General features: G+C 63.1%; 7 protein-coding genes and 1 pseudogene. 6 read left to right on the forward strand and 2 right to left on the reverse strand.

Annotated features, from left to right (window positions below):
• A pseudogene (locus CSQ99_RS31760) lies at window positions 1-279 on the forward strand (hypothetical protein); the annotation flags it as partial.
• A gap of 453 nt (window positions 280-732) precedes the next feature.
• Here the strand turns inward: CSQ99_RS31760 and CSQ99_RS10310 are convergent.
• Together CSQ99_RS10310 and CSQ99_RS31315 are read right to left on the reverse strand one after the other, a co-directional pair.
• The gene (locus CSQ99_RS10310; RefSeq protein ID WP_099038959.1) at window positions 733-1,473 is read right to left on the reverse strand and encodes a GAP family protein; all 741 of its coding nucleotides are present in this window, start codon (window positions 1,471-1,473) and stop codon (window positions 733-735) included.
• 398 nt (window positions 1,474-1,871) lie between these two features.
• Window positions 1,872-2,117 carry a hypothetical protein gene (locus CSQ99_RS31315; protein WP_099038960.1) on the reverse strand — a complete coding sequence of 82 codons (246 nt, stop codon included), beginning with the start codon at window positions 2,115-2,117 and terminating at the stop codon, window positions 1,872-1,874.
• A 582-nt stretch (window positions 2,118-2,699) separates the two neighbouring features.
• Here CSQ99_RS31315 and CSQ99_RS10320 point away from each other — a divergent pair.
• The 5 genes from CSQ99_RS10320 (at window position 2,700) to CSQ99_RS10340 (ending at window position 24,700) form a co-directional block, all read left to right on the forward strand.
• A complete protein-coding gene (locus CSQ99_RS10320; RefSeq protein WP_425437807.1) occupies window positions 2,700-3,701 on the forward strand; it encodes a class I SAM-dependent methyltransferase in 1,002 nt (333 codons plus the stop codon).
• Between the two features lie 332 nt (window positions 3,702-4,033).
• On the forward strand, window positions 4,034-4,834 hold the full coding sequence (locus CSQ99_RS10325) for a class I SAM-dependent methyltransferase (protein WP_425437808.1): 801 nt from the start codon (window positions 4,034-4,036) through the stop codon (window positions 4,832-4,834).
• Between the two features lie 1,674 nt (window positions 4,835-6,508).
• Window positions 6,509-6,739: an MbtH family protein gene (locus CSQ99_RS10330; protein ID WP_099038962.1), complete on the forward strand. Its 231-nt coding sequence runs from the start codon at window positions 6,509-6,511 to the stop codon at window positions 6,737-6,739.
• A 25-nt stretch (window positions 6,740-6,764) separates the two neighbouring features.
• Entirely contained in the window at window positions 6,765-17,051 is a 10,287-nt protein-coding gene (locus CSQ99_RS10335) for a non-ribosomal peptide synthetase (RefSeq protein WP_099038963.1), read from the forward strand.
• Complete coding sequence (locus CSQ99_RS10340; RefSeq protein ID WP_099038964.1) at window positions 17,048-24,700, forward strand: non-ribosomal peptide synthetase; 7,653 nt, start codon at window positions 17,048-17,050, stop codon at window positions 24,698-24,700. Before CSQ99_RS10335 ends, CSQ99_RS10340 begins: the two co-directional genes overlap by 4 nt.
• The last annotated feature ends 143 nt before the right edge of the window (window positions 24,701-24,843 follow it).

A 24,843-nucleotide genomic window follows, 5' to 3' on the forward strand; every position in this document is an offset into this window, starting at 1 on the left:
CAAACGCACAGCGTGCGGGTTCAGAAACACAGAAAACTCGGCCCGCCGGATACGCTTCCACTGCACCCGCAAACAGCGGGCCGCAACCCAGACATCATGCTGATTGCCCGCTCAAAATCGAAGAGCCCCTATGACACGCTAGAGCCGTTGCTGAGAGAACGGCCAGATGCCTCAATTGTGCTCCTTCATATGGATTTAGACACCTATAAGAGCTGTTTGCATGCGTTGGAACCCTGCAAAGAACGGTTTGTGGCCGGATCTATACTTGTTTTTGAGTAATACCTTGTAACACACAGCGAACTACAAGCATTCTAGGAATTTCTGATTCGCTCTCGAAAGGAATGGCGATATTGAGCCTGGGGCCGCGAGATCATGGACATGAACTTCGAGATGGTTGCTAGTCGTTGGAGGCGCCTATTGTATTAGGTTCTCGCGATTCCGATGTATTGGATCGGAGAAGGCGCTTCGCCTGGGCATTCTTTCGCAAACCCTTCTGGCGATCTTTGCTCGGCGCGCCTATTGGCGATTTGATTTTCATGCTTGGTGCCGCAGGATCGCGGAAATCAGTTAGCATCGAAATTACAGGGCTACGCAAACTTCAACCGCGTCGACAACTTCGGCCAGGCCGCCCCACGCCGAAGCGCAAAGGCGCGTTCCACGCCGTGTGGTCTGTCGACAGAGACATGTTTATCGGCCACTTGCCATACCACGCCTAGCGTTGCCGGACGGCCACTAGATTACACCCAGACCCCTTGCCAGCTGCCAAAATCCAATCACTGCGAGGAGGGTAATCGCGAACTGTAAACGATATGCCCGTGACCAGTCGGCAATCGGACGCAGAACCACTTTGGTAGTGGTCGGCGCCACCAGATAACTTACGAGGATGATTTCGACGACGGCCAGCATCACTGCGACGAAGACAATGGCGGCGGTGATCTGCAGACCGATACCGGCTCCCGAGGCCGTGATAGTCGTAACCACGAAAAGAACGATAGGAGGACCCGGAAACAATGTCATGCCGAATAAGAACGAAATCCATAAGGAGCCATCCTCCCACGCTTTGTAGGCGCGGCTCCAAAGGCGGCGGAATGCAGATTCACGTTTCGCCGGTGCTTCTGTAGCGTTACCGACCTGAGGTGAGGTAACGAGTGATGCGCGGCGCCGACGCGCAACGTGTCGAGCTATCACCACGATAGCAACTGATAACGTGAACAAACCCAGTCCGATTTGAGTATTCCTGGCGACGGGACTAGTAGGTGTGGAGAAATCGTGAGCAAAAGAAATCGACGATGGGGCGAAATAGAGCATCAATAGTGGGATCAGCATAAAGGGTATACTCACCATTACGCTTCCACACCAAAACGCGAATAGGTTCTGCACACCCCGCGGTCGCGAGAGCAAAAGAACTATGACACCGACGACTCCCGGATTGAGCGCCCATAGCAGGCCCACCACCACCACGGAGCTCCACATAGCCCGCACACTACCTTGTCTAGCTATCCTCAGATGACCGTCCCGCGCCTAGCTGAAACTTGTAGCTGCGCGTAGAAGCGCATGCCTTTCACGGACGTAGAACGTTGTCGACCCAACTCGGAATCATCATGGATTGAGCTGTGGGTTCGGCCATTTTGCTGCCGTGCTTAGGACAGTACGCGAGTGGATATGGGCAGGTGGCATACGTGCGATCGGTCTCGGCGTGGTGGTGGTGTGGGCGGTGCGCCGTATCGACCTTGCGGCAACCAGAGTAGGCGGCAGCGGCAGGCAAAACATCCCAGATGGTTCCCATGGTTAGCCGTCGCAGCAAATCTTGTCGAGGCAGGACGGGGCGCAGCGAGATCGGTAATGCATGCTGATCGGTGCCAGACAGGTTATTAGGGGTTGTCTCGTTCTGAGCGCGCATGTGTCCCCTGGATTGGCGAGGATCCGACCGGCAGAATTCTCAGAAACACTGGGAGGCGTATAACTGCACCATCGCGGATCGGCACACGGGTTGTGAAGGAAACGACCTCTACCTCAAGGCGCCTGCCTCGCTGGGTCTTCATCTCAAGACGACCTGGAAAACGCTTAGGGGTCGACAACCAATCCAGGGTGCTCTCGATGGACCGCGCCAGATTCATAGAATTCACTATACCTGCCGGATGAGACCCGTAGGAGCAGTGAGACCCAGTATACGGACACGGATACACCACTCCCATTGCAGTGCAACGTGTTTGGAGAACCTAGGACGGTATGCCTTGAACCATCCCAGGGCCATGCGACTTTGGGGCTCACGCCGCGGACCGGAATACCCGAATCGGTGCGGTGACCGCCGCCGACTCGCTCGTTGATCCCTTTTTGTCGGCAGGACCAGTCTGCGGCGCCGTTCTTGCTCCCACGAAACTGCACCCTCCGAAGGGGGCGGGCACGCGTCAAGAACGCGAGACGCTTCATTTGTCACGAGACGAAACTGGTGCCTTTCGTTCCGCCCGGCCGGGGTAAGACGCATCGTCTTCCAGGTCCAGCAACCCGAGAGCCCCGTATTGCCTCGCCGCTGGTGACCGGTCTGCCGACTCCAGCCTTCTAAATTGGGCACCTTGCCGGTAGTTATTCGTCAACTATTGGGCGCTCGATGCCTCGGCTCGTGGCTGCAGCGGCAACGGGTGGGGAGCTCAGACGTGATAAGGTTTCCTCGCGTCGATTCTTTTGTTGAGGAGGGCCAATTGAACGAGATTGTCAAGGAATGCCGTTTATGTGGATCGACTGGTCCTCATCAAACTATTGCCGTTCGCGAGATGCAATTTGGGACTCAAGAATTGTTTCAATATTATTGCTGCGCGGTCTGCGATACTTTGCAGATCGTGGATTTGCTCGAGAGTGAAGAACTCGAGCGGCATTATCCAATCGATTACTACTCCTACAATGTGTCAACCCGGCCGCGGATTCGCCGTTGGCTGGCCACACAACAAGACCGGTTTGAACTGCAAATGGGCGGCCGCCTGGTCGGTGCCGTCATAGCGGCGGTACCACACAGCATCCGCACTGTCATCGGGACTCACGATGCGAGCGGAGATGTCGTCAGAATGCTCGGTCAACTATCACTTGAACGCGACGCGCGAATCCTCGACGTGGGCTGTGGTGGCGGTGCGCTGCTTGATCGGTTGGCACGAGTTGGATTCAACAACTTGTTCGGTGCAGATCCGCTACTTGCCGGCGATGGCGAGACGCCCGAAGGCGTGCCGCTGATGAAGCGATATATGAGTGATGTGCCTGGCGAATTTGACCTCATTATGTTCAATCATTCGCTCGAGCACGTACCCGACCCCGTCGCGACTATTAAGGCGGCATATGAAAAGCTCGCTGACGGGGGTATTTGCTTAGTTCGCCTACCGACGACCTCATCCGAAGCGTGGGAAATCTATGGGGCGGACTGGATAAGCGCCGACGCACCTCGACATACCGTTATCCCGTCCCGGTCGGGAATGGCGCTGGCAGCTGAAACGGTGGGGCTGCGAGTGGAGAAGACGTTCGACGATTCGACTTTCCTTCAGTTTATTGGAAGCGAGGCCTATCGGCATGATATTGCGTTGACCGATCCGCGATTTCTTCCGAAAGTGCTACGGATGTTCGGGTGGAAGAAAATCTGGAATTGGCAGAGGCGGGCGGAACGCCTAAATGGGCAGGGCCGTGGTGATTGCGCAGGGTTTGTCTTACGGGCCAAGTGACGGCATCCGCAGCGGAGCTGGCAAACGGACACCCTAGCCTGCGCGCGAGACCTACCGACAAGAAGTGACCAATACCGGAGCGACAAGCTAGTGCGACCGGCTGAGGTTCTAGGTGCCCGCCGTCTATCGTTGAGGACACAGTCGCTGCGACTCGGCGATTCAATCAATGGCCGCCCCGACTTCGCGCCGCGGCGCTCGGATTCGTTCACCATGACCGACTTGCACGCAAACTCCAGCACTGAGGCGCACGCCACTCGCCATCCAAGGCGCTCGAAAGACCGAGAGTTGGCGACCTTGGTTGCGGTGCCGCGGAAGCCCTGCGCGCTGATGCTATGGTTGCCGCCGTGGCGAACAGGCTGTCAGTCGGCGCCCGCCTCAGGTTGAGGTTGGTGCGCACGGAATACTGGCTCGCGCGCACCCTTCTACCCGATGTCTATGCCAACGATGCGTTCGTCAGTTTTCACCGCCACGCGTTCCTCGAGGACCCTGACTTCCAGCGCGCCTACGAGCGCGGCGCACGCGCCCTAGGCGGCCAGGACTGGTATCAGTGGGAGTGGCGCGTGCACATCGGCTTGTGGGCAGCGGCCAATGCCAGCCAGCTCGATGGTGATTTTGTCGAGTGCGGTGTCAGCTATGGGTTCTTGAGCAGTGCCGTAATGGAGTTCCTGGATTGGGATCAGCTGGGCAAGACGTTTTATCTCCTCGACACCTTCGCTGGCATCGATCCCCGGTTTATCACTGCCGGCGAACGCCAGGCTGGGGCTCTCGATAGAAGCGAGCTAAATCTGCGCAACGGTATGTACGTCAGCGGAGTCGACGGTGTCAAAGCCAATTTCTCGCAGTGGAGCAATCAGCGCATTATCGTCGGCGCGGTTCCGGAAACGCTCGAGCAGGTCGAAGCGTCATCGGTGGCCTTCCTGCATATCGACATGAATTGTGCTCCCCCTGAAGTCGCCGCGCTACGGTTCTTCTGGCCGAGGCTTACTCCCGGTGCCTTCGTGCTGCTGGACGATTACTCCTATAGAGGGCACGAAGAGCAGCGCCTGGCCATGGACGCCTTGGCGAGCGAATTAGGGGTTCCGATTTGCGCTCTACCCACTGGCCAGGGCTTGCTCATCAAGCCGGTACGTTGAGCCCGTGAGGGCCAATCCCTTAATACTGAATTTCTCGGGAATGTTGAATGGCTAGAGCCTTTTGGGAAGTAAGGTTTCGCATCGCTTGGCGCGCCGAGCAAATGGGGTAAATGCAGTAGCCCGGCGAGAAACAGCCCAAGAATAATATGCCTGCCTTTCTGGACCACCACACTTCCGACGCGCCATAAAGCCATCGATGGATGCCCTGAAGCCTGGCGCCGCAATGTTCTGCAACCACTCCACTCCCGCTGGCGGTCACAAGTGAATACGCGGTCCTGCACACACTTCTAAATGAGCTCTGCGGAGAGCCAGGCTTGTATCAACCTAAACTCGACAGTGTTCCGACGAATTTTCGCTCGGCGGCATGACAAGCGCAACGTCCACGAAACGATTTCCAGAAACTCGAGCAGACCATCACCGCCTCGGCTACTGGCATGTGGCTGAAGTATTCGCAATTTCTGCTGGCTCAGTAGTGCGATCTGTGTAGATATCGCGCTGGACGGCGACTCTTCGGGGATGCTTCTTTAGAGGATCACTGAAATACGTTGTAGCACAATGAAACTAGTCGGCGGCGCAGTGGTGCGCATCCCAGTGTTCATCGCGATTATGCCGGCTGGGTCTTTGCTCATCCAGAGTTCACGGGTTCCGTCAAAAGAGAACGGCGAATGGCACCTTATTCGTCGCAACGAGCCAGTCAGTATCGATTTGATCAAGCACCGTCTTGGCAACATTCTGGTGTTCGAAACGAGTCGCTGGTATTTGGGTATGCAAAGCCCCTGCCGCGCTGGGAACAGATAGCCCGAAGTAACTTTCGATCGCCGACCGCTGGCATCTACGCAGCGCAACCGCTGCACACTCGGACACTGACCGGCGATCGGCTTGCTTACTCAACGTGGACGATTCCGAATGCGGAACTCAGCGACAGCCAGATGTCGCGGCAGCAGATTCCGGTACTAATTCGTGACCTTGAGAAGTGTCCTGCAAAAAGCTAATTCGACCTTCTCAACGAAAAGTAACGTCGCCTTCTGCGCAGGACGAATGTTGAGCCCTCCGAAGCGGAGCATCCTCGGTGACCTGCTCGATTCACTCAGGCTTTTGCTGATCAAACGCCTGCTGATGGGCGCTGCGCGCCACCACTCACCCTCGCGCAAAGCGTGGTGTTTGGACAATCGCGGCCACCACAGTGGTCCTCTCCCGTGCTGTAGACTCGATGCTCGTCACCGGTAACGATGGGCGTCGCCCTTGTTGCCACGGTTCCCGGTTGCTGTACCGTCTCGCAGCTACACCAGTGATGAAATTCCAGGTCGCCCGGCACGTCGGTTTAGCGAGTTCAGGGCTACGCCGGTGGCTTTTGCCTGCCCGTTTGCTGCGATCGCGGTCTTTTTTGGCGGATTTCACGGTGGCGGTCGCCAAACCGCTTAGCGAGCCCACAGAATATTCATAAACCGGCAATCTCGGCAACTAGGCGGTCCCCGTAGGATTCGGCCGTGAGCTGGATAAACAGCAGCGATTATTGACGCTGTGGTTAATTAGTGAGCTTGGCTCCATATTGTTTGCTGGCATGGCCAACCTTGGGAACCTCGTGAGAATGTTTGGCCTTACCCTGCTGCCCGCGGAAGGTTTGCGATAGGCTCACCATCAGTTTGCGGTACACGATGACTACCCTGGAGAGTCGTGAGCATCAATCCGTTCGACGACGACAACGGCAGCTTCCTCGTCTTGGTCAACGACGAGGAGCAACACAGCCTCTGGCCGAGCTTTGCCGACGTGCCTGCTGGGTGGCAGGTGGTTTACGGCGAAGCGGACCGTGCTGCGTGCCTCGAGTATGTAGAGGAGCATTGGCCGGATATCAGGCCGAAGAGCCTGCGCGAAAGGTTGGCGCAGGGCGGAACTCTTGACGGCTAGCCGGTTTGGCGGGGGAAGTCGAAGCATGGAACCCAACAATGGGGGATTGCCGCTTTCGCGAGGCCAGCTGGATATCTGGCTTTCGCAGGAAAGCGGTCTCGTCGGAACGGAGTGGCAGCTCGGCCTCCTCGTAAGAATTGACGGCGCGATTGAACGCGATCTTCTGCACCAGGCGATCCGTCAAGCCCTGCAAGAAGCTGAACCGGCCCGGGCCGCGTTTTTTGAGATGGATGGCCAAGTCTTACAGAAGCCGGTTGATTACTCCGACCTCGAGTTGCCGTTCTATGACGTCAGCGATTCGGACGATCCCGCGGAAAGAGTCCGCGAGATAGCCTCGTCAATTCAGCACACCCTGATGCCGCTCACCGGCAAGTTGGTGACATTCGCCCTATTTAAGACTCAGCCAGATCAATATTTTGCGTTCGGCTTGGGCCACCACATTTCTGTAGACGGTGTGGGCATGGCGCTGGTCTGCCGTCGAATCGCATCGATTTACACGGCGATGGTCAAGGGGGAACCCGTCTCTCCCGCATATTTTGGCTCCCTGCGGGACTTGGTCGATCTCGAGGCTGGATATGCAGCGTCCACCGACTTTCAGGAAGACCAAGTCTACTGGAATAACAATCGTCCGCCGGAGAGCGGACTGGATCACCGAGCGTCCCAACTAGCCAGCCGGCATGACGCGTACGCGCCTTCGGCGTCCGTTCAAGTAGGTCAAGCGGCCATTGGTGGCATCAAGTCGCTGTCAAAGACATTGCGCATCCGGCGGCATACGGTGATGACCGCGGCGTTGGCGTTGTTGGCGCGATCGTGGTCTGGCAACGGCTCAGAGGTCGCGCTGGACTTCCCGGTCAGCAGGCGGGTGGGCGAAGAGTCGAAGACACTTCCTGCAATGCTCGCCGGAATGGTACCTCTGGTGCTGTCGGCTCCACCCGACGCTACGGCAGGCGAGTTCTGTCGGCACGTCGATTTGCGCATACGAGAGCTGTTGCAGCATCAGCGATTTCCGGTACACGGCCTCGATGACGACGGAAACTCTCGGGGTCCCAGGCAGACATCAGATCGGGTCGCGATCAGCTTCCTGCCGTCCCGGCTCACGCTGGACCTCGCAGGCGTTCCGGCAACAGCGGCCTTTACCAATCACGGCCCGATGGGTCACTTCGGATTGTTCTTCTCCGGCGCCAGCGACCAGATGTTCGTCGGCACCGCCGGTCCGGGGCAGCCGTTCGCCAGCTTCGGAGTCGCAAATTTGGCGGAGCGCCTGGAGCGCATTGTGGTGGCGATGGCGGCCGACCCGGATCGGCCACTGTCATCCATAGATGCGCTGGACGCAGAAGAGCACGCGACTCTGGAACGCATCGGTAATAAGGCGGTGTTGACGCGATCGGCGTCCGCCCGGCTCTCGATTCCGGAATTGTTTGCCACGCATGTGGACAGCTCACCGGAGACGGTGGCGCTGGTGTGTGGGGAGCGGTCGTGGAGCTATCGCGAGCTGGACGAGGCGGCCAACCGCCTGTCGCACCTGCTGGCTGACCGCGGCGCCGGGCCGGGTGAATTCGTCGCGCTGCTGGTTCCTCGCTCCGCGGAGGCGGTCATCGCGATTCTGGCCGTGCTCAAGACCGGGGCCGCCTATGTGCCGATCGACCCGTCGATGCCGGAATCACGGTTGGAGTTCATCCTCGCCGATGCCGCACCGATCGCGGCGATCAGTACCTCCGGGCTGCGGTCGCGGCTGGACGAGACCGATGTGTTGGTCATCGACGTCGACGATCCCGCAATCGATGCGCAACCCAGCACAGCGCTGCGGAGTCCGGCCCCTGACGACTTGGCGTACGTCATCTACACCTCGGGAACCACCGGAACACCCAAAGGTGTGGCGGTCACCCACCACAGCGCCGGTCACCTGATGAGAGATCTGGAAGCCGGTTTCCCCCAGCCAGCCACGTGGACGTTGTGTCATTCGTTGGCGTTTGACGCGTCGGTGTGGGAGATCTGGGGTCCGTTGCTACGAGGTGGGCGGCTGGTAGTCGTGCGCGAAGCGGTCGCGAGCTCACCCGAGGATCTTCACGCCCTGCTGATCTCCGAACAGGTCACCGTCTTGACTCAAACCCCCTCGGCGGTGGCGATGCTGTCGCCCGAGGGTCTCGAATCGATGGCGTTGGCGGTGGTGGGCGAGGCTCTCCCGACCGAGCTGGTCGATCGGTGGGCGAGCGGGCGGGTGATGGTCAACGGCTACGGCCCGACCGAGACGACGATTTGTGCGACGGTCAGTGCACCACTGTCGCCGGGGTCCGGTGTGGCGCCGATCGGTTTGCCGGTGCCCGGAGCGGCACTGTTCGTGTTGGACACCTGGATGCAGCCGGTGCCAGCCGGTGTCGTCGGTGAGTTGTATGTGGCCGGCGAAGGGGTGACGGCCGGCTACCTAGGTCGGTCCGGCCTGACGGCGTCGCGGTTTGTGGCGTGCCCGTTCGGGGAGCCCGGCGGGCGGATGTATCGCACCGGGGATCTGGTGTGCTGGGGCGAGGACGGGCAGCTGCAGTATCTCGGCCGCGCCGATGAGCAGGTCAAGATTCGTGGCTTCCGCATCGAGCTGGGGGAGATCCAGGCTGCGCTGGCCAGCCTGGACGGGGTGGATCAGGCCGCGGTGATCGCTCGCGAGGACCGCGCCGGAGACAAGCGCTTGGTGGGTTACATCACTGGAGCCGCCGATACGGCCGAACTCCGGGCCCGACTGGCGGATCGGCTACCGCCCTACATGGTGCCGACCGCGATCGTGGTGTTGGAGAGGCTGCCGCTGACGTCCAACGGCAAGTTGGATACCCGCGCCCTGCCGGCACCTGAATACCAGCGCCTCGGCGCTGATTATCGGGCCCCGGCCACGGCGATCGAGGAGATCCTGGCCGGCATCTTCGCCCAGGTATTGGGGGTTGAGCGGGTCGGGGTGGACGACTCGTTCTTCGACCTGGGCGGCGACAGCATCTTGTCGATGCAGGTGGTGTCACACGCCCGGGCGGCGGGAGTGCTGTGCCGGCCACGCGACATTTTCGTTGAGCAGACGGTGGCCCGGCTGGCTGCGGTGGCCACGGTGGTCGGAGGTGAGGCCGCGGTCGTCGATGAGGGTATCGGCGCGGTGGTGCCCACCCCGATCATCCGCTGGTTGCACGACATCGAGGGCCCGGCCGCGGAGTTCAACCAGACTCTGGTGCTGCAGGCCCCCGACGGGGTGAGCCAGGCCGACGTCGAAACTGTTCTGCAGGCGCTGCTGGACCGGCACGCCACGCTGCGGTTGCGCGCCGAGGACCACGACGGGACCAGCGAGTGGTCGCTGACGGTGCCCGAACCCGGCTCGGTGAACGCCGGCGATTGCGTGCATGTGGTCGACGCGTTGACCGATGAGGCGGTGGTGGCGGCGCGGTCACGGTTGAACCCGGCCGCGGGGATGATGCTCAGTGCGCTGTGGGCAGCCGGGTCGAGCCAGTTGGTGTTGGTGATCCATCACTTGGCTGTTGATGGGGTGTCGTGGCGAATTCTGTTGGAAGACCTCAACATTGCTTGGGCCCAGCATCACAGCGGGCAGCCGGTGGAGTTGCCGACGGGCGGCACCTCGTTTCAACGGTGGGCCTCGCTGCTCGACGACTATGCGCGCAGCTTGACGGTCGTCGCGAATACCGAGGCCTGGCGGCAGGTGGCGGCGCTACCGAGCGCCTTGCCTGCGCCACAACCCGAGGTCGATACCTACGCCAATGCCGGCCGGCTGGCGGTGTCGCTGGATGTGGACACGACGCGGCAGCTGCTCGGTGAGGTGCCTACGGCGTTCCATGCCGGCGTGCAAGACATTCTGCTGGTCGCGTTCGGGTTGGCCTGGGCAGAGTTCATGGGCCACGGCACGGCGCCGATGGGCTTTGATGTGGAGGGCCACGGCCGCCATGAGGAGCTGGGTCCGGACGTCGATCTGTCGCGCACGGTGGGCTGGTTCACCACCAAGTACCCGGTGGCGTTGGCTGTTGGTGGGTTGTCATGGGAGCGGGTCACCGCCGGCGACGGCGTTATGGGTCCTGTCATCAAGAATGCCAAGGAGCAACTGCGGGCGCTGCCCGACGGTCTTACGTATGGCCTGCTGCGTTACTTGAACCCCGATGTCGATCTCGGTGGGTCGGATCCGGTCATCGGGTTCAACTATCTGGGACGGTTGGGCGCGGGTGCGGGCGATCTTTCCGATGATCTGTGGCGGATCAGCCCGGACAGCCTGTCGATGGCCGATGTCGCTTCGGCGGTGCCCATGCGACTGGCGCACACGGTGGAGCTCAACGCCGGCACCGCCGATACTGATGCCGGCCCCCAATTACAGGCCGCATGGACGTGGGCGACCTCCGCGGTCGATGGCGGTCAGATCGATCGGCTGAGCCAACTGTGGTTTGAGGCGCTGGCGGGCATTTGCGCGCATGTGCGCCAGGGTGGGGGCGGGTTGACCCCGTCGGATCTCGCGCCCGCTCGACTGAGCCAAAAGCAGATCGATGACCTTGCGCGGCAGAATCGGTTCGCCGATGTGCTGCCGCTGACTCCGCTGCAGCAGGGACTGTTGTTCCAGGCCGGCTTCCTGGAGGGGTCCGGCGACGATGTTTATGCCGTGCAGCTGGGCATCACTGTGGCCGGAGCTTTGGATCCCGACCGGCTGCGTGATGCGGTGCAGAACATGGTCAGGCGCCACCCGAACGTTGCGGCGCGGTTCGTCTCGGAACAGTTCGACGAGCCGGTGCAGATCATCCCGGCTGATCCCGAAATCGCTTGGCAGTACGTCGAATTGAACCCTGACGCCGGTGTCGGTGTCGATGAACGGATCGAGCAGATCTGCGCTGCCGAACGTACGGCGGTGTGTGACCTGTCTGGTGCCCAGCCGCTGTTTCGTGCTGCACTGATCCGCACGCCGGAGAACCGCCACCGGCTGGTGGTGACCATTCACCACATCGTGATCGATGGCTGGTCGCTGCCGGTGCTGTTGCAGGACATCTTCGCCGGTTACTTCGGGCAGCGACTGCCCGCGCCCGTGCCGTACCGCAATTTCGTGACGTGGCTTGCCGATCAGGATCGTGAAGCTGCGCGCGCGGCCTGGGGCGAGGTGCTCAACGGTTTCGACACCCCCACATTGGTGGCGCCGCCGGCGCAGGCCGGTGTGCGTGGAGTGCAGTCCTACCGGCTCTCCGCGGAGATCACGCAGACGCTGGGGGAGTTGGCGCGCGCTCAGCACACGACAGTCAACACGGTGATGCAGGCGGCGTGGGCGCAGCTGCTGATGTGGTTGACCGGTCATCAGGATGTCGCGTTCGGCTCCGCGGTGTCGGGGCGTCCGGTGGATTTGGCCGGCGCAGAGTCGATGGTCGGGTTGTTGATCAACACGGTGCCGGTGCGCGCGAACATGACCGCGGCGTCCACGGTGGCCGATCTACTGGATCAGTTGCAGCGCGACCACAACAACACTGTCGAGCATGAGCATCTGGCGTTGGGTGAGATTCATAAGGTGACTGGGCAGGACCGCCTGTTCGACACCCTGTTCGTCTACGAGAATTATCCGATCGACCCCGGCGCGCTGTTGAGTGTGCAGGACTTGGCGGTCACCGATTTCAGCAGCCGCGAATACAACCACTACCCCCTTTCGGTGGTGGCGACGCCGGGTCACGAAGTGAGCCTGCGCGTCGAATACGACACCGACGTGTACGACGCAGACGCAGTAAAGACTCTGCTCGGTCGGCTTGAGCAGGTGTTGGTGGCCATGGCCGCCAATCCGACCCAGCAGTTGTCGTCGATCGATCCGCTCGCTGCCGGCGAGCGTGACGAACTCGACGAATGGGGCAACCGGGCGGTGTTCGGCCGGCCGGCCACGACGCCGATGTCGATCACGGCGATGTTCGACGACCAGGTGACCCGCGCCCCGGAGGCGGTGGCGGTGACGTTCGAGGGTCGGTCGATCACCTACGGCGAGCTCGATGAGGCCGCCAATCGGCTGGCCCATCGACTGTCCGGCCTCGGCGCGGGCCCGGGACAACGTGTTGCGCTGCTGCTTCCCCGTACTCACGAAGCGATCGCAGCGATCCTGGCGGTGCTGAAAACCGGTGCGGCGTATCTGCCGATCGATCCCGCCCATCCCGATGCCCGAATCGAATTTGTGCTCGGCGATGCCGCGCCGATCGCCGCTGTCACCACCGCGGACCTGCGTGCGCGGCTCGAGCAGTTTGATGTGCCCGTTATCGATGTCGATGATCCCGCCGTCGAAACCCAAGCTGACGCCGAGCTCTTCACGCCGTCGCCCGACGACATCGCGTACATCATCTACACCTCCGGCACCACCGGAACCCCCAAAGGCGTTGCCGTCACTCACCGCAACGTCACCAGGCTGCTGGAATCACTCGACGTCGAACTGTCGCTGGGGCAGGTGTGGACGCAGTGCCATTCGCTGGCATTCGACTACTCGGTGTGGGAGATCTGGGGTGCGCTCCTTTACGGTGGGCGACTGCTGATCGTGCCGGATTCGATCGTCCGTTCACCGGAAGAACTCCACGCGCTGCTGGTCACCGAACAGGTCAGTGTCCTCAGCCAGACGCCTTCGGCGTTTTACGCGTTGCAGACCGCCGACGCACTGCAGCCGGAGCTGGGACAGCAGCTGAAGCTTCAGACGGTGGTGTTCGGCGGCGAAGCGCTTGAGCCGCAGCGTCTTTCGACGTGGATGCATAGCCATCCGGGACTGCCGCGCATGATCAACATGTACGGCATCACCGAGACGACGGTGCATGCCTCGTTCCGGGAGATCGGCGAGGGGGACGTCGCCAGCAACTCCAGCCCCATCGGCCTGCCCTTGGAGCACCTTGCCTTCTTCGTGCTGGACCAGTGGATGCGGCAGGTGCCAGCGGGTGTGGTCGGCGAGTTGTATGTGGCCGGCGCCGGGCTCGCTAGTGGCTACGTCGGTCGGTCGGACCTGACGTCGACGCGGTTCGTCGCATGCCCCTTCGGAGGTCCGGGGACGCGGATGTATCGCACCGGGGATCTGGTGCGCTGGGGTGCTGATGGGCAGCTGCGGTATGAGGGTCGTGCCGACAAGCAGGTCAAGATTCGCGGCTACCGCATCGAGTTGGGGGAGATCCAGGCCGTGTTGGCAGGTCTGGACGGCGTCGACCAGGCGGCGGTGATCGTCCGTGAGGACCGTCCCGGTGACAAGCGGCTGGTGGGCTACGTGACCGGCGCGGTCGACCCCACCACGGCGCGCGCGAAGCTCGCCGAACGCCTACCGACGTATATGGTGCCCGCCGCTGTGGTGGTGCTGGAAACGCTGCCGTTGACGGTCAACGGCAAGTTGGACTCTCGCGCCCTACCGGCACCGGAGTTCAACGACGCCGACAGCTACCGCGCGCCGTCCGGTGCATTCGAGGAGATCCTGGCCGGCATTTACGCCGAAGTCCTTGGGGTCGAGCGGGTCGGTGTCGACGACTCGTTCTTTGACCTGGGCGGCGACAGCATTCTGTCGATGCAGGTGGTGGCCCGCGCGCGGGCGGCCGGGCTGGTGTGTCGGCCGCGCGACATCTTCGTCGAGCAGACCGTAGGTCGACTGGCACAAGTGACCGTTTTCGCCGACGGCGAATTCGGTGCGGTCGATGGGGGCATCGGGCCGGTGGTGTCCACCCCGATCATGGGTTGGCTGAACAGTCTGGATGGCCCGGTTGATCAGTTCAACCAGACGGTGGTCGTGCAGGCCCCCGCGGGAGTCGGCGAGGCCGATGTGGTCGTCGTGCTGCAGGCCCTGCTGGACCGGCACGGCATGTTGCGGCTACTCGAAGATGACGACGGCGCCGGCGGCCTGTCATTGAGCGTGCCCGAGGTGGGCGCGGTTGATGCGCGCAGTTGCCTGCACTCGGTGGTTACCTTCTCTGATGAGGCCTTGGTGGAGGCGCGGTCGCGGTTGAACCCGGCCGCTGGGGCGATGCTCAGCGCGTTGTGGGTGCAAGACACCAGCCAGTTGGTGCTGATGATTCACCACTTGGCGGTGGACGCTGTGTCGTGGCGAATTCTGTTGGAAGACCTCAATATTGCGTGGGCCCAGCATCACAGCGGACAGGACGTGGCGTTACCGACTGGGGGCACCTCGTTCCAGCGGTGGGCCTCGCTGCTCGATGAGCATGCGCGCAGTACCGCGGTGGTGAAGAACGCCGAGGCGTGGCGGCAGGTGGCCGCTGTTCCGGCCGCGTTGCCTGCGGTCAAGCCCGAGGTCGATACCTACGCCAATGCCGGGCAATGGTCGGTAGAGCTGGACGCCGACACCACCCGGCAGCTGCTGGGTGAGGTGCCCGCGGCGTTCCATGCCGGCGTGCAAGACATCTTGTTGATCGCCTTCGGGTTGGCCTTCGCCGAGTTCTTGGGGTCCGGTAGCGCACCGATCGGCATCGACGTCGAGGGTCACGGCCGTCAGGAGGATCTGGGCGATGCTGACTTGTCGCGCACGGTGGGCTGGTTCACCTCCAAGTACCCGGTGGCGCTGAGCTTGGGGGGAGTGTCCTGGGAGCAGGTGACCGCCGGCGACGCTGCGTTGAGTGCGCTGATCAAGGACGCCAAGGAGCAACTGCGCGCGCTGCCCGATGGGCTGACCTACGGTCTGTTGCGCTATATGAATCCCGATGTGGATCTGGATGGGTCGGATCCCTCGATCGGCTTCAACTATCTGGGCCGGTTGGGCGCGGCCGCGGCCGAGCTGTCCGAGGATTTCTGGCGGATTAACCAAGACGATGTGTCGATCATCGCCGCGGCCACCGCGGTGCCCACACCGCTCGGCCACACCGTGGAGCTCAACGCCGGCACCATGGACACCGACACTGGCCCGCACCTGCACGCGACGTGGACGTGGGCGACCTCTGCGTTGGATCACGAGCAGGTCAGCCGGGTCGGCCAGTTGTGGTTCGACGCGCTGGCCGGTATCTGCGCGCACGTGCGACAGGGTGGCGGCGGGTTGACCCCGTCGGACGTCTTGCCGGCCCGGGTGAGCCAGCAGCAGATCGACGAGCTGACACAGCAATACCCGATCGCCGACGTGCTGCCGCTGACCCCGCTACAGCAAGGGCTGTTGTTCCACACCGGCGCCGCGCCCGGCAACGAGGATCTGTACGCGGTCCAGCTGGACATCACGGTGGCTGGCCAGCTCGATCCCGAGCGTCTTCGCAGCGCCGTGCAGAACATGGTGAATCGTCATCCGAACCTGGTGGCCCACTTCAACGAGGACTTCGGTGAGCCGGTGCAGGTCATCCCGGCCGATCCGGCGCTGACATGGCAATATGTCGAGCTGGACGGTCGCGCCGCCGATATCGAGGACCAGATTCAGCAGTTGAGCACCGCCGAACGCGCCGCGGTGTGCGACCTGGTCGACAACTCGCCGTTCAGAGCTGCATTGATCCGCACAGCGGAAGACCAGTACCGGTTCGTGCTCACCAATCACCACATCGTGCTGGACGGCTGGTCAAAGCCGATCATGTTGCAAGAGATATTCGCCGGCTATTTCGGTGCGCGGCTGCCCGCGCCTGCGACCTATCGACGGTTTGTCACCTGGTTGGCTCGACAGGATCGGGATGCCGCGCAGGCAGCGTGGCGTAAGGCGCTCGCCGGTTTTGACAACCCAACCCTGGTGGGTCCGCCAGGCCGATTGGCGCTCGGGCCGCGTGGCGTCGAAGAGTTCCAGGTGTCCGCCGAGACCACGCAGGCGCTCAGCGAGCTGGCGCGTTCATGCCACACCACCGTCAGCACGGTGCTGCAGGCGGCGTGGGCCCAGATGCTGATGTGGCTGACCGGCCACCACGATGTGGCCTTCGGCACCGCCGTTTCCGGGCGGCCAACTGATTTGCCGGGCGCGGAATCCATGGTCGGACTTTTGATCAATACCGTGCCTGTACGGGCAAGCGTCACACCAGCCACCACAATTGCTGATTTGCTGAATCAATTGCAGACCACGTACACTGACACGTTAGAACACCAACATTTGGCGCTGAACGAGATCCACCGCGCCACGGGGCAAGACCAACTGTTCGACACAGTCTTTATCTACGAGAACTATCCGATCGACACGGCAGGCATGTTGAACGTGCCCGAAATGGCGATCACCGGCTACACCAACCGCGAGTACAACCACTACCCGCTGTCGGTCCAGGCTGTGCCAGGTAACGAATTGGGCCTACGGGTCGAATTCGATATGGACGTGTTCACCACCGCCCGCATCGGAAAGCTGGTTGATCGGTTCCGGCGCGTGCTCGAAGCGATGACCGCTGACACGAGGGGGAAGTCATGAGTGCCGATCCCACACGGACACTTTTGTCCTTGGACCTTCTCGACGACTTTGAGCACGACCAGCTGGCTGAGTGGGGCAATCGGGCGGTGTTGTCCCAGCCGGCGAGCGCGCCCGTGTCGATTCCGGTGTTGTTCGCCGCGCAGGTGGTCCGTGCCCCGGAGGCGGTGGCGCTGGTATGCGGCGAGCGGTCGTGGACGTATCGCGAACTGGATGAGGCCGCGAACCGGTTGGCGCACCTGCTGGCCGACCACGGCGCCGGACCGGGTGAGTCCGTAGCGCTGCTGATTCCCCGTTCCGCCGAGGCGATCATCGCTATCTTGGCGGTGCTCAAGAACGGGGCGGCGTATCTGCCGATCGATTCCGCGCATCCCGACGAGCGAATCGCATTCATGCTCGGCGACGCGGCGCCCATCGCCGCGATCACGTCGGCGGGCCTGCGTTCGCGCCTCGAGGGGTCCGACCTGCAGGTCATCGACTTCGATGATCCCGCCGTCGACCGCCAACCCAGCACCGAAGTGTCGATGCCGGTGCCTGACGACCTGGCTTACATGACCTACACGTCGGGCACCACCGGCGTCCCCAAGGCGGTCGCGGTCACTCACCAGAATGTGACGTCATTGGTTGAGTCATTGCGCACCGACCTGCCTTCGGGGCCAGGTCAGGTGTGGTCGCAATGGCATTCCCTGGTGTTCGACGTCTCGGTGTGGGAGATCTGGGGTGCGCTGCTGCACGGTGGCCGACTGGTCGTGGTGCCCGAAGCGGTGGCGAGCTCGCCGATAGATTTCCACAACCTGCTGGTCACCGAAAAGGTGAGCATCCTGTGCCAAACCCCGTCGGCGGCAGGGATGCTCTCGCCGGAGGAGTTGGAGTCGACGACGCTGGTGGTGGCCGGGGAGGCGTGCCCGACGGAGTTGGTGGATCGGTGGGCGACGGCTGATCGGGTGATGATCAACGCGTACGGCCCGACCGAGGCAACCATTTACGCGGCGATGAGTAAGCCACTGACACCGGGATCGGATGTGGCCCCGATCGGCTCGCCGGTGCGCGGGGCGGCGTTGATTGTGCTGGACAAGTGGCTTCGGCTGGCGCCGGAGGGCGTGGTCGGTGAGCTGTACGTGGCCGGTGCGGGGGTAGCGGCCGGCTATTTGGGTCGGGCTGGCCTGTCGGCGTCGCGGTTTGTCGCGTGCCCGTTCGGCGGACCCGGTGCGCGGATGTATCGCACCGGCGATCTGGTGCGGTGGGGCGAAGACGGACAGCTGCACTACCTGGGCCGCGCCGATGAGCAGGTCAAGATCCGCGGCTTCCGCATCGAGCTCGGCGAGATCCAGGCTGCACTGGCTCGGCTGGACGGGGTGGAACACGCAGCGGTCATCGCGCGTGAGGACCGTCCTGGCGACAAGCGTCTGGTCGGATACATCACCGGGACCGCCGATCCGGCCGAGGTGCGCAGCGCGCTGGCCAATCGGCTACCCGCCTACATGGTGCCCGTCGCGGTGGTGGTGCTGGAGGCGCTGCCGCTGACCGTCAACGGCAAACTGGACAAGCGCGCCTTGCCGGCGCCCGAATTCCGGGGCAACGGTGCTGACTATCGCGCTCCGGGCACCCCGGTCGAGGAGATCCTGACCGGGATCTATGCCCAGGTGCTCGGGGTCGAGCGGGTCGGGGTCGATGACTCGTTCTTCGACCTGGGCGGCGACAGCATCTTGTCAATGCAGGTGGTCGCCCGCGCGCGCGCCGCCGGGGTCCTGTGCCGGCCGCGCGACATCTTCGTCGAGCAGACCGTGGCCCGGCTGGCGTCGGTGGCCAAGGTGGTCGGCGGTGAGGCCGCGGTCGTCGACGAGGGCATCGGTGCGGTGACGGCTACCCCGATCATTCGGTGGTTGCAGAGTGTTGACGGCCCGGTCGGGGAGTTCAACCAGACGCTGGTGCTGCAGGCCCCGGCCGGGGTAACCGAGGCCGACGTCGTAAGTGTGTTGCAGGCGCTGCTGGATCGGCATGCCACGCTGCGGCTGTGTGTCGAGGACGACGGCGCCGGCCAGTGGTCACTGCATGTGCCCAAGGTGGGGTCGGTCGATGCCCGGCCGTGCCTGTATGTGGTCGACGCGTTGACCGATGAGGCGCTGATAGGGGCGCGGTCTCGGTTGAATCCGGCTGCCGGAGCGATGTTGAGCGCACTGTGGGTGCCCGACACCGGACAGTTGGCGCTGATGATCCATCACCTGGCCGTCGACGGGGTGTCGTGGCGGATCCTGTTGGAAGATCTCAACATCGCCTGGATGCAGCATCACGGCGGGCAGCCGGTGGAGTTGCCGACGGGCGGGACGTCGTTCCAGCACTGGGCTTCGCTGCTGGAGGAGTACGCCCGCAACCCGCAGGTCGTCGAGCAGGCTGAGGCGTGGGGGCAGGTGACGGCGGCTCCGGTCGCGCTTCCTGCGGTCAATCCTGCGATGGACACCTATGTCACGGCCAAGGAGTTGTCGGTGTCGCTGGATGCCGCCACCACGCGGCCGCTGCTAGGTGAGGTGCCTGCGGCGTTTCATGCAGGGGTGCAAGACATTCTGTTGATTGCGTTCGGGTTGGCCTGGACGGAGTTCTTGGGCACCGGGCAGGCGCCGATCGGCTTTGACGTCGAGGGCCACGGCCGCCATGAGGAGCTGGGCCCCGATGTCGACTTGTCGCGCACGGTGGGCTGGTTCACCACCAAATATCCGGTGGCGCTAACCGTCGGCGGGTTGTCGTGGGAGCAGGTGATCGCCGGTGACGCCGCGCTGGGCCCAGTGGTCAAGGACGCCAAGGAGCAGCTGCGCGCCCTGCCTGATCCGTTGACCTACGGCCTGCTGCGCTATCTGAATCCCGAGGTGGATCTGGGTGGCTCGGATCCGGTCATCGGGTTCAACTATCTGGGTCGCCTCGGTGCGGGTGCGGGTGATCTTTCTGATGACCTGTGGCGTATCAATGAGGACGGCTTCTCGGTGGCCGCGGCGGCCTCGGCGGTGCCGATGCCGTTGATGCACACCGTGGAGCTCAACGCCGGCACCATCGACACCGATGACGGTCCGCAACTGCAGGCCTCCTGGACGTGGGCGCCGTCGGCGCTGGATCCCGACCAGGCCGACCGGTTGAGCCAACTGTGGTTCCAGGCCCTGACGGGGATCTGCGCCCATGTGCGCAACGGCGGCGGCGGGCTCACCCCCTCCGACCTCGTCCCGGCGCGACTGAACCAACAGCAGATCGACGATCTGACACAGGAACACGACATCGTCGACGTGCTGCCTCTGACACCGTTGCAGCAGGGGCTGCTCTTCCACTCCACCTTCGCGCGGGGTTCGGGAGACGATCTGTATGCGGTGCAGCTCGACATCACCGTGACCGGCGCCCTCGATGCCCACCGCTTCCGCGATGCGGTGCAAACCGTTGTCGCCCGCCATCCCAACCTCGCGGCCCGCTTCTCTGAACAGTACGGCGAGCCGGTGCAGATCATCCCGGCCGATCCGGTGATGGCGTGGCGGTACCTCGACCTCCGCTGGGATGACCGGAACTCCGATGCCGAGGTCCAGCAGCTGTGTGCCGCCGAGCGTGTCGCGGTCTGTGACCTCGCCGACCGGCCGACCTTCCGCGCCGCGCTGATCCGCACCGCGGGCAATCGGCATCGGTGTGTCCTGACCTTCCATCACATCGTGATCGATGGCTGGTCGCTGCCCATCCTGTTGCAGGAGATTCTCGCCAGCTACTTCGGACAGCGGCTGCCCGCCGCCGCGCCGTATCGCAACTTCGTATCCTGGCTGGCCGATCAGGATCGCGACGCCGCGCGCACGGCCTGGGGCAAGGTGTTGGACGGCTTCGACGCCCCCACGCTGGTCGCGCCGCCGGCCCTGCCCGGGCCCCGCGGTGTGGAATCGTATCGGCTGTCGGCCGACCTCACCGGCGCGCTCGGCGAGTTGGCGCGGTCGTGTCACACCACCATCAACACCGTGCTGCAGGCCGGTTGGGCGCAGCTGCTGATGGGGCTGACAGGTCAGCATGATGTCGCTTTCGGCACCGCGGTTTCCGGACGGCCTGCCGAATTGGCCGGCGCCGATTCGATCGTCGGCCTGCTGATCAACACCGTGCCGGTTCGCGCTGACATGACTGCGGCGACCACCGTTGCCGACTTGCTGGCACAGCTGCAACGCCACCACAACGACACCGTCGAGCACGAGCACCTGGCGCTCAACGAGATCCACCACGTCGCCGGTCATGATCAACTGTTCGACACCCTGTTCCTGTACGAGAGCTATCCGATCGACACCAGCGCGTTCTCGGGTGTGCACGAGTTGGCGATCACCGAGTTCAACAACCGCGAATACAACCATTACCCACTGTCGGTGATGGCGTTGCCGGGCCACGAGCTGGGGCTTCGCGTCGAATTCGACTCTGACGTCTTCGACGTCGCCCGCATCGCGTCGCTGATGGAACGCTTCGAGCGGCTCCTGATTTCCATGACCGTCGACCCCACGCGGCGGTTGTCGTCAGTGGACGTGCTCAACATCGACGAGCACGCCCACCTCGACGGATGGGCCAACCGGGCGGTGTTGGGTCAACCGGTCACCGCGCCGATGTCGATTCCGGCTGTTTTTGCAGAGCAGGTGGACCGCGCTCCCGCGGCGGTGGCTCTGACATTCGAGGGTCGGTCGATGACCTACTACGAGCTCGATGAGGCCGCCAACCGGTTGGCGAACCTGTTGGCGATGTACGGCGCTGGCCCAGGTGAGTCCGTGGCGTTGCTGGTTCCGCGCTCCGACGATGCGATCGTAGGGATGCTCGCGGTGCTCAAGACCGGCGCGGCGTACCTGCCGATCGATCCGTCGGTGCCGGAGGCACGGTTGGAGTTCATGCTCGGCGACGCCAAGCCGATCGCCGCCGTCACGACCGCCGACCTTCGGGCACGGCTGGACGGGTCCGACGTAGCGGTAGTCGAAGTCGACGAACCCGCTGATTACCTCCACTACAACACCTTGCTGACCCCGGCCTCCGACGACATCGCGTACCTGATTTACACGTCCGGCACCACCGGTGTCCCCAAGGGCGTGGCGGTGACCCACGGCAACGTCACTCAAGTGCTCGAGTCACTGCACGCCGAAATACCTGCGGGGCCAGGCCAGGTGTGGTCGCAATGGCATTCGCTGGTTTTCGACGTCTCGGTGTGGGAGATCTGGGGTGCGCTGCTGCACGGTGGCCGGTTGGTGATCGTGCCCGAGGCGGTGGCAGGATCGCCGACCGATCTGCACGATCTGCTCGTCACCGAACAGGTGACTGTGCTGTACCAGACACCGTCAGCGGCAGGGATGCTGTCCCCCGAGGGGCTGGAGGACACCACGCTGGTGGTCGCCGGTGAAGCCTGCCCGACCGAGCTGGTGGACCGGTGGGCTCCTGGACGGGTCATGATCAACGCTTACGGACCAACCGAGGCAACGATCTACGGGGCGATCAGCGCGCCTTTGGTGCCTGGCTCGACTGTGGCCCCGATCGGTTCTCCCGTCCCCAGCGGTGCGACGTTCGTCCTGGACGAGTGGCTGCGGCCGGTACCGGCAGGCGGAGTAGGCGAGCTCTATCTCGCGGGCCGTGGCGTCGGCGTCGGCTATGTGAACCGATCCGGATTGACCGCATCCAGGTTCGTGCCCTGCCCGTTCGGGGCGCCGGGGGCCAGGATGTATCGAACTGGTGATCTGGTGCGGTGGGGCCGCGACGGCCAGCTGGAGTATCTGGGTCGTGCCGATGATCAGGTCAAGATCCGCGGCTATCGCATCGAGCTCGGTGAGATCCAAGCAGCTCTGGCCGATCTCGACGGAGTGAATCAAGCTGTGGTAATCGCCCGCGAGGATCGTCCTGGCGACAAACGCCTGGTGGGATACGTCACCGGGGCCGCCGAGCCGGCCGAGATGCGCCGCCTTTTGGCCAACCGGTTGCCGGGTTACATGGTGCCGGCCGCGGTCGTAGTGCTCGACGCGCTGCCGCTGACGGTCAACGGCAAACTCGACATGCGCAGCCTGCCCGCGCCCGAATACCAGAATGCCGCGCGCTACCGCGCCCCGTCGAACGCGATCGAGGAGGTCATCGCCGGCATCTTCGCCCAGGTGTTGGGTGTGGACCGGGTTGGTGTGGACGACTCGTTCTTCGATTCGGGTGGAGATTCGATCTCTGCGATGCGGGTCATCGCGGCGGTCAACACCGCGCTGGATGCCCAACTCGCCGTCCGTACGTTGTTCGAGTTCCCGACGGTGAGTGGTCTGAGCCGCCGGTTGGACACTGACTCGCAGGCGACTGCCGCTCATGGACCGAGGTTTGCGTCGGTGCACGGCGACGCCGCTGAGGTGCATGCCGCTGATCTGACACTGGACAAATTCATCGACGCCTCGACGCTGTTGGGTGCGCCGTCGCTGCCCGGGCCGAGTGCTGAGGTGCGGACCGTGCTGCTGACCGGGGCGACCGGTTTCCTCGGGCGTTACCTGGTGCTACAACTGCTGGAGCAGATGGAGCAGGTCGACGGCACGCTGATCTGTTTGGTGCGCGGCAAGGACGACCAGGACGCACGGCGCCGTCTAGAGAAGACCTTCGACAGCGGCGATGCGCAGCTGCTGCGCCGCTTCCAGGAGTTGGCCGCCGGGCATCTGCAGGTGGTGGCCGGCGATAAGGGCAAAGCGGACCTGGGCCTGGCGCGGGAGGCTTGGCAGCAGTTCGCCGACTCGGTGGATCTGATTATCGATTCGGCGGCGTTCGTCAACAGCGTGTTGCCCTACAGCGAGTTGTTCGGCCCCAACGTGGTGGGCACCGCCGAGCTGATCCGCTTCGCGTTGACAACCAGGCTCAAGCCCTATGCGTTTGTGTCGACGTCGGATGTGGGCCGCCAGGTCGAGCCCTCGGCGTTCACCGAAGATGCCGACATCCGCGAGATCAGCTCGACCCGGATGGTCGACGGCAGTTACGCCAATGGCTACGGCAATAGCAAGTGGGCCGGTGAGGTGCTGCTGCGTGAGGCCCATGACCTGTGCGGGCTGCCGGTCGCGGTTTTCCGCTCGGGCATGATCATGGCCGATCCGACGTACGCTGGCCAGCTCAATGTGTCCGACACCGTCACCCGCATGGTGCTGAGCATCATGGCCACCGGTGTCGCACCTGCGTCGTTCTACCAACTCGACGCCGACGGGAACCGGCAACGTGCGCATTTCGACGGGTTGCCCGTGGACTTCGTTGCCGAGGCGGTCGCGACGTTGGGTACCGCGGTGGTCGACGGGTTCCAGACTTACCACGTCATGAACCCGCACGACGACGGTATCGGGATCGACGAGTACGTCGACTGGTTGATCGAGGCTGGCTACTCCATCGATCGCATCGCCGACTTCGGGGAGTGGCTGCAGCGCTTCGAAACCGGCCTGCGCGCCCTGCCGGATCAACAGCGCCAGCATTCGGTACTGCAGATGCTGCTAATGCTGCTGCAGGGTTCGCAGGATCTGCAGCCGCCAGAGCCGGCACTTGGCTCCTACGCGCCGGCCGATCGGTTCCGTGCCGCGGTTCAAGAAGCGAAGATCGGACCCGACAACGACATCCCGCACGTGTCGGCGCCTGTCATCGTCAAGTACGTCACCGACCTGCAACTGATCGGAGTCCTGTAGACAAGTGGAGTTCCCTTATGGGGATTTCGCTCCTGATAGCGCTCAAGTCGGTGCTACTCGGACTCATCCTTCTCGCCATGTCCCGGCCGGAGTAACGGGCGTGTGGATGTTTGCGACATACTAGCCAGGGTTCGAGCTGGGCG

The sequence above is a fragment of the Mycobacterium neglectum genome (assembly GCF_002591975.1).
GTDB classification, from domain to species: Bacteria; Actinomycetota; Actinomycetes; order Mycobacteriales; family Mycobacteriaceae; genus Mycobacterium; species Mycobacterium neglectum.

What these genes read in the sequence shown, in the direction of transcription:
- CSQ99_RS10310 (WP_099038959.1), bottom strand. Translation starts at nt 1,473, where the DNA reads ATGTGGAGCTCCGTGGTGGTGGTGGGCCTGCTATGGGCGCTCAATCCG.
- CSQ99_RS31315 (WP_099038960.1), bottom strand. Translation starts at nt 2,117, where the DNA reads ATGAATCTGGCGCGGTCCATCGAGAGCACCCTGGATTGGTTGTCGACC.
- CSQ99_RS10325 (WP_425437808.1), top strand. Translation starts at nt 4,034, where the DNA reads ATGGTTGCCGCCGTGGCGAACAGGCTGTCAGTCGGCGCCCGCCTCAGG.
- CSQ99_RS10335 (WP_099038963.1), top strand. Translation starts at nt 6,765, where the DNA reads ATGGAACCCAACAATGGGGGATTGCCGCTTTCGCGAGGCCAGCTGGAT.
- CSQ99_RS10340 (WP_099038964.1), top strand. Translation starts at nt 17,048, where the DNA reads ATGAGTGCCGATCCCACACGGACACTTTTGTCCTTGGACCTTCTCGAC.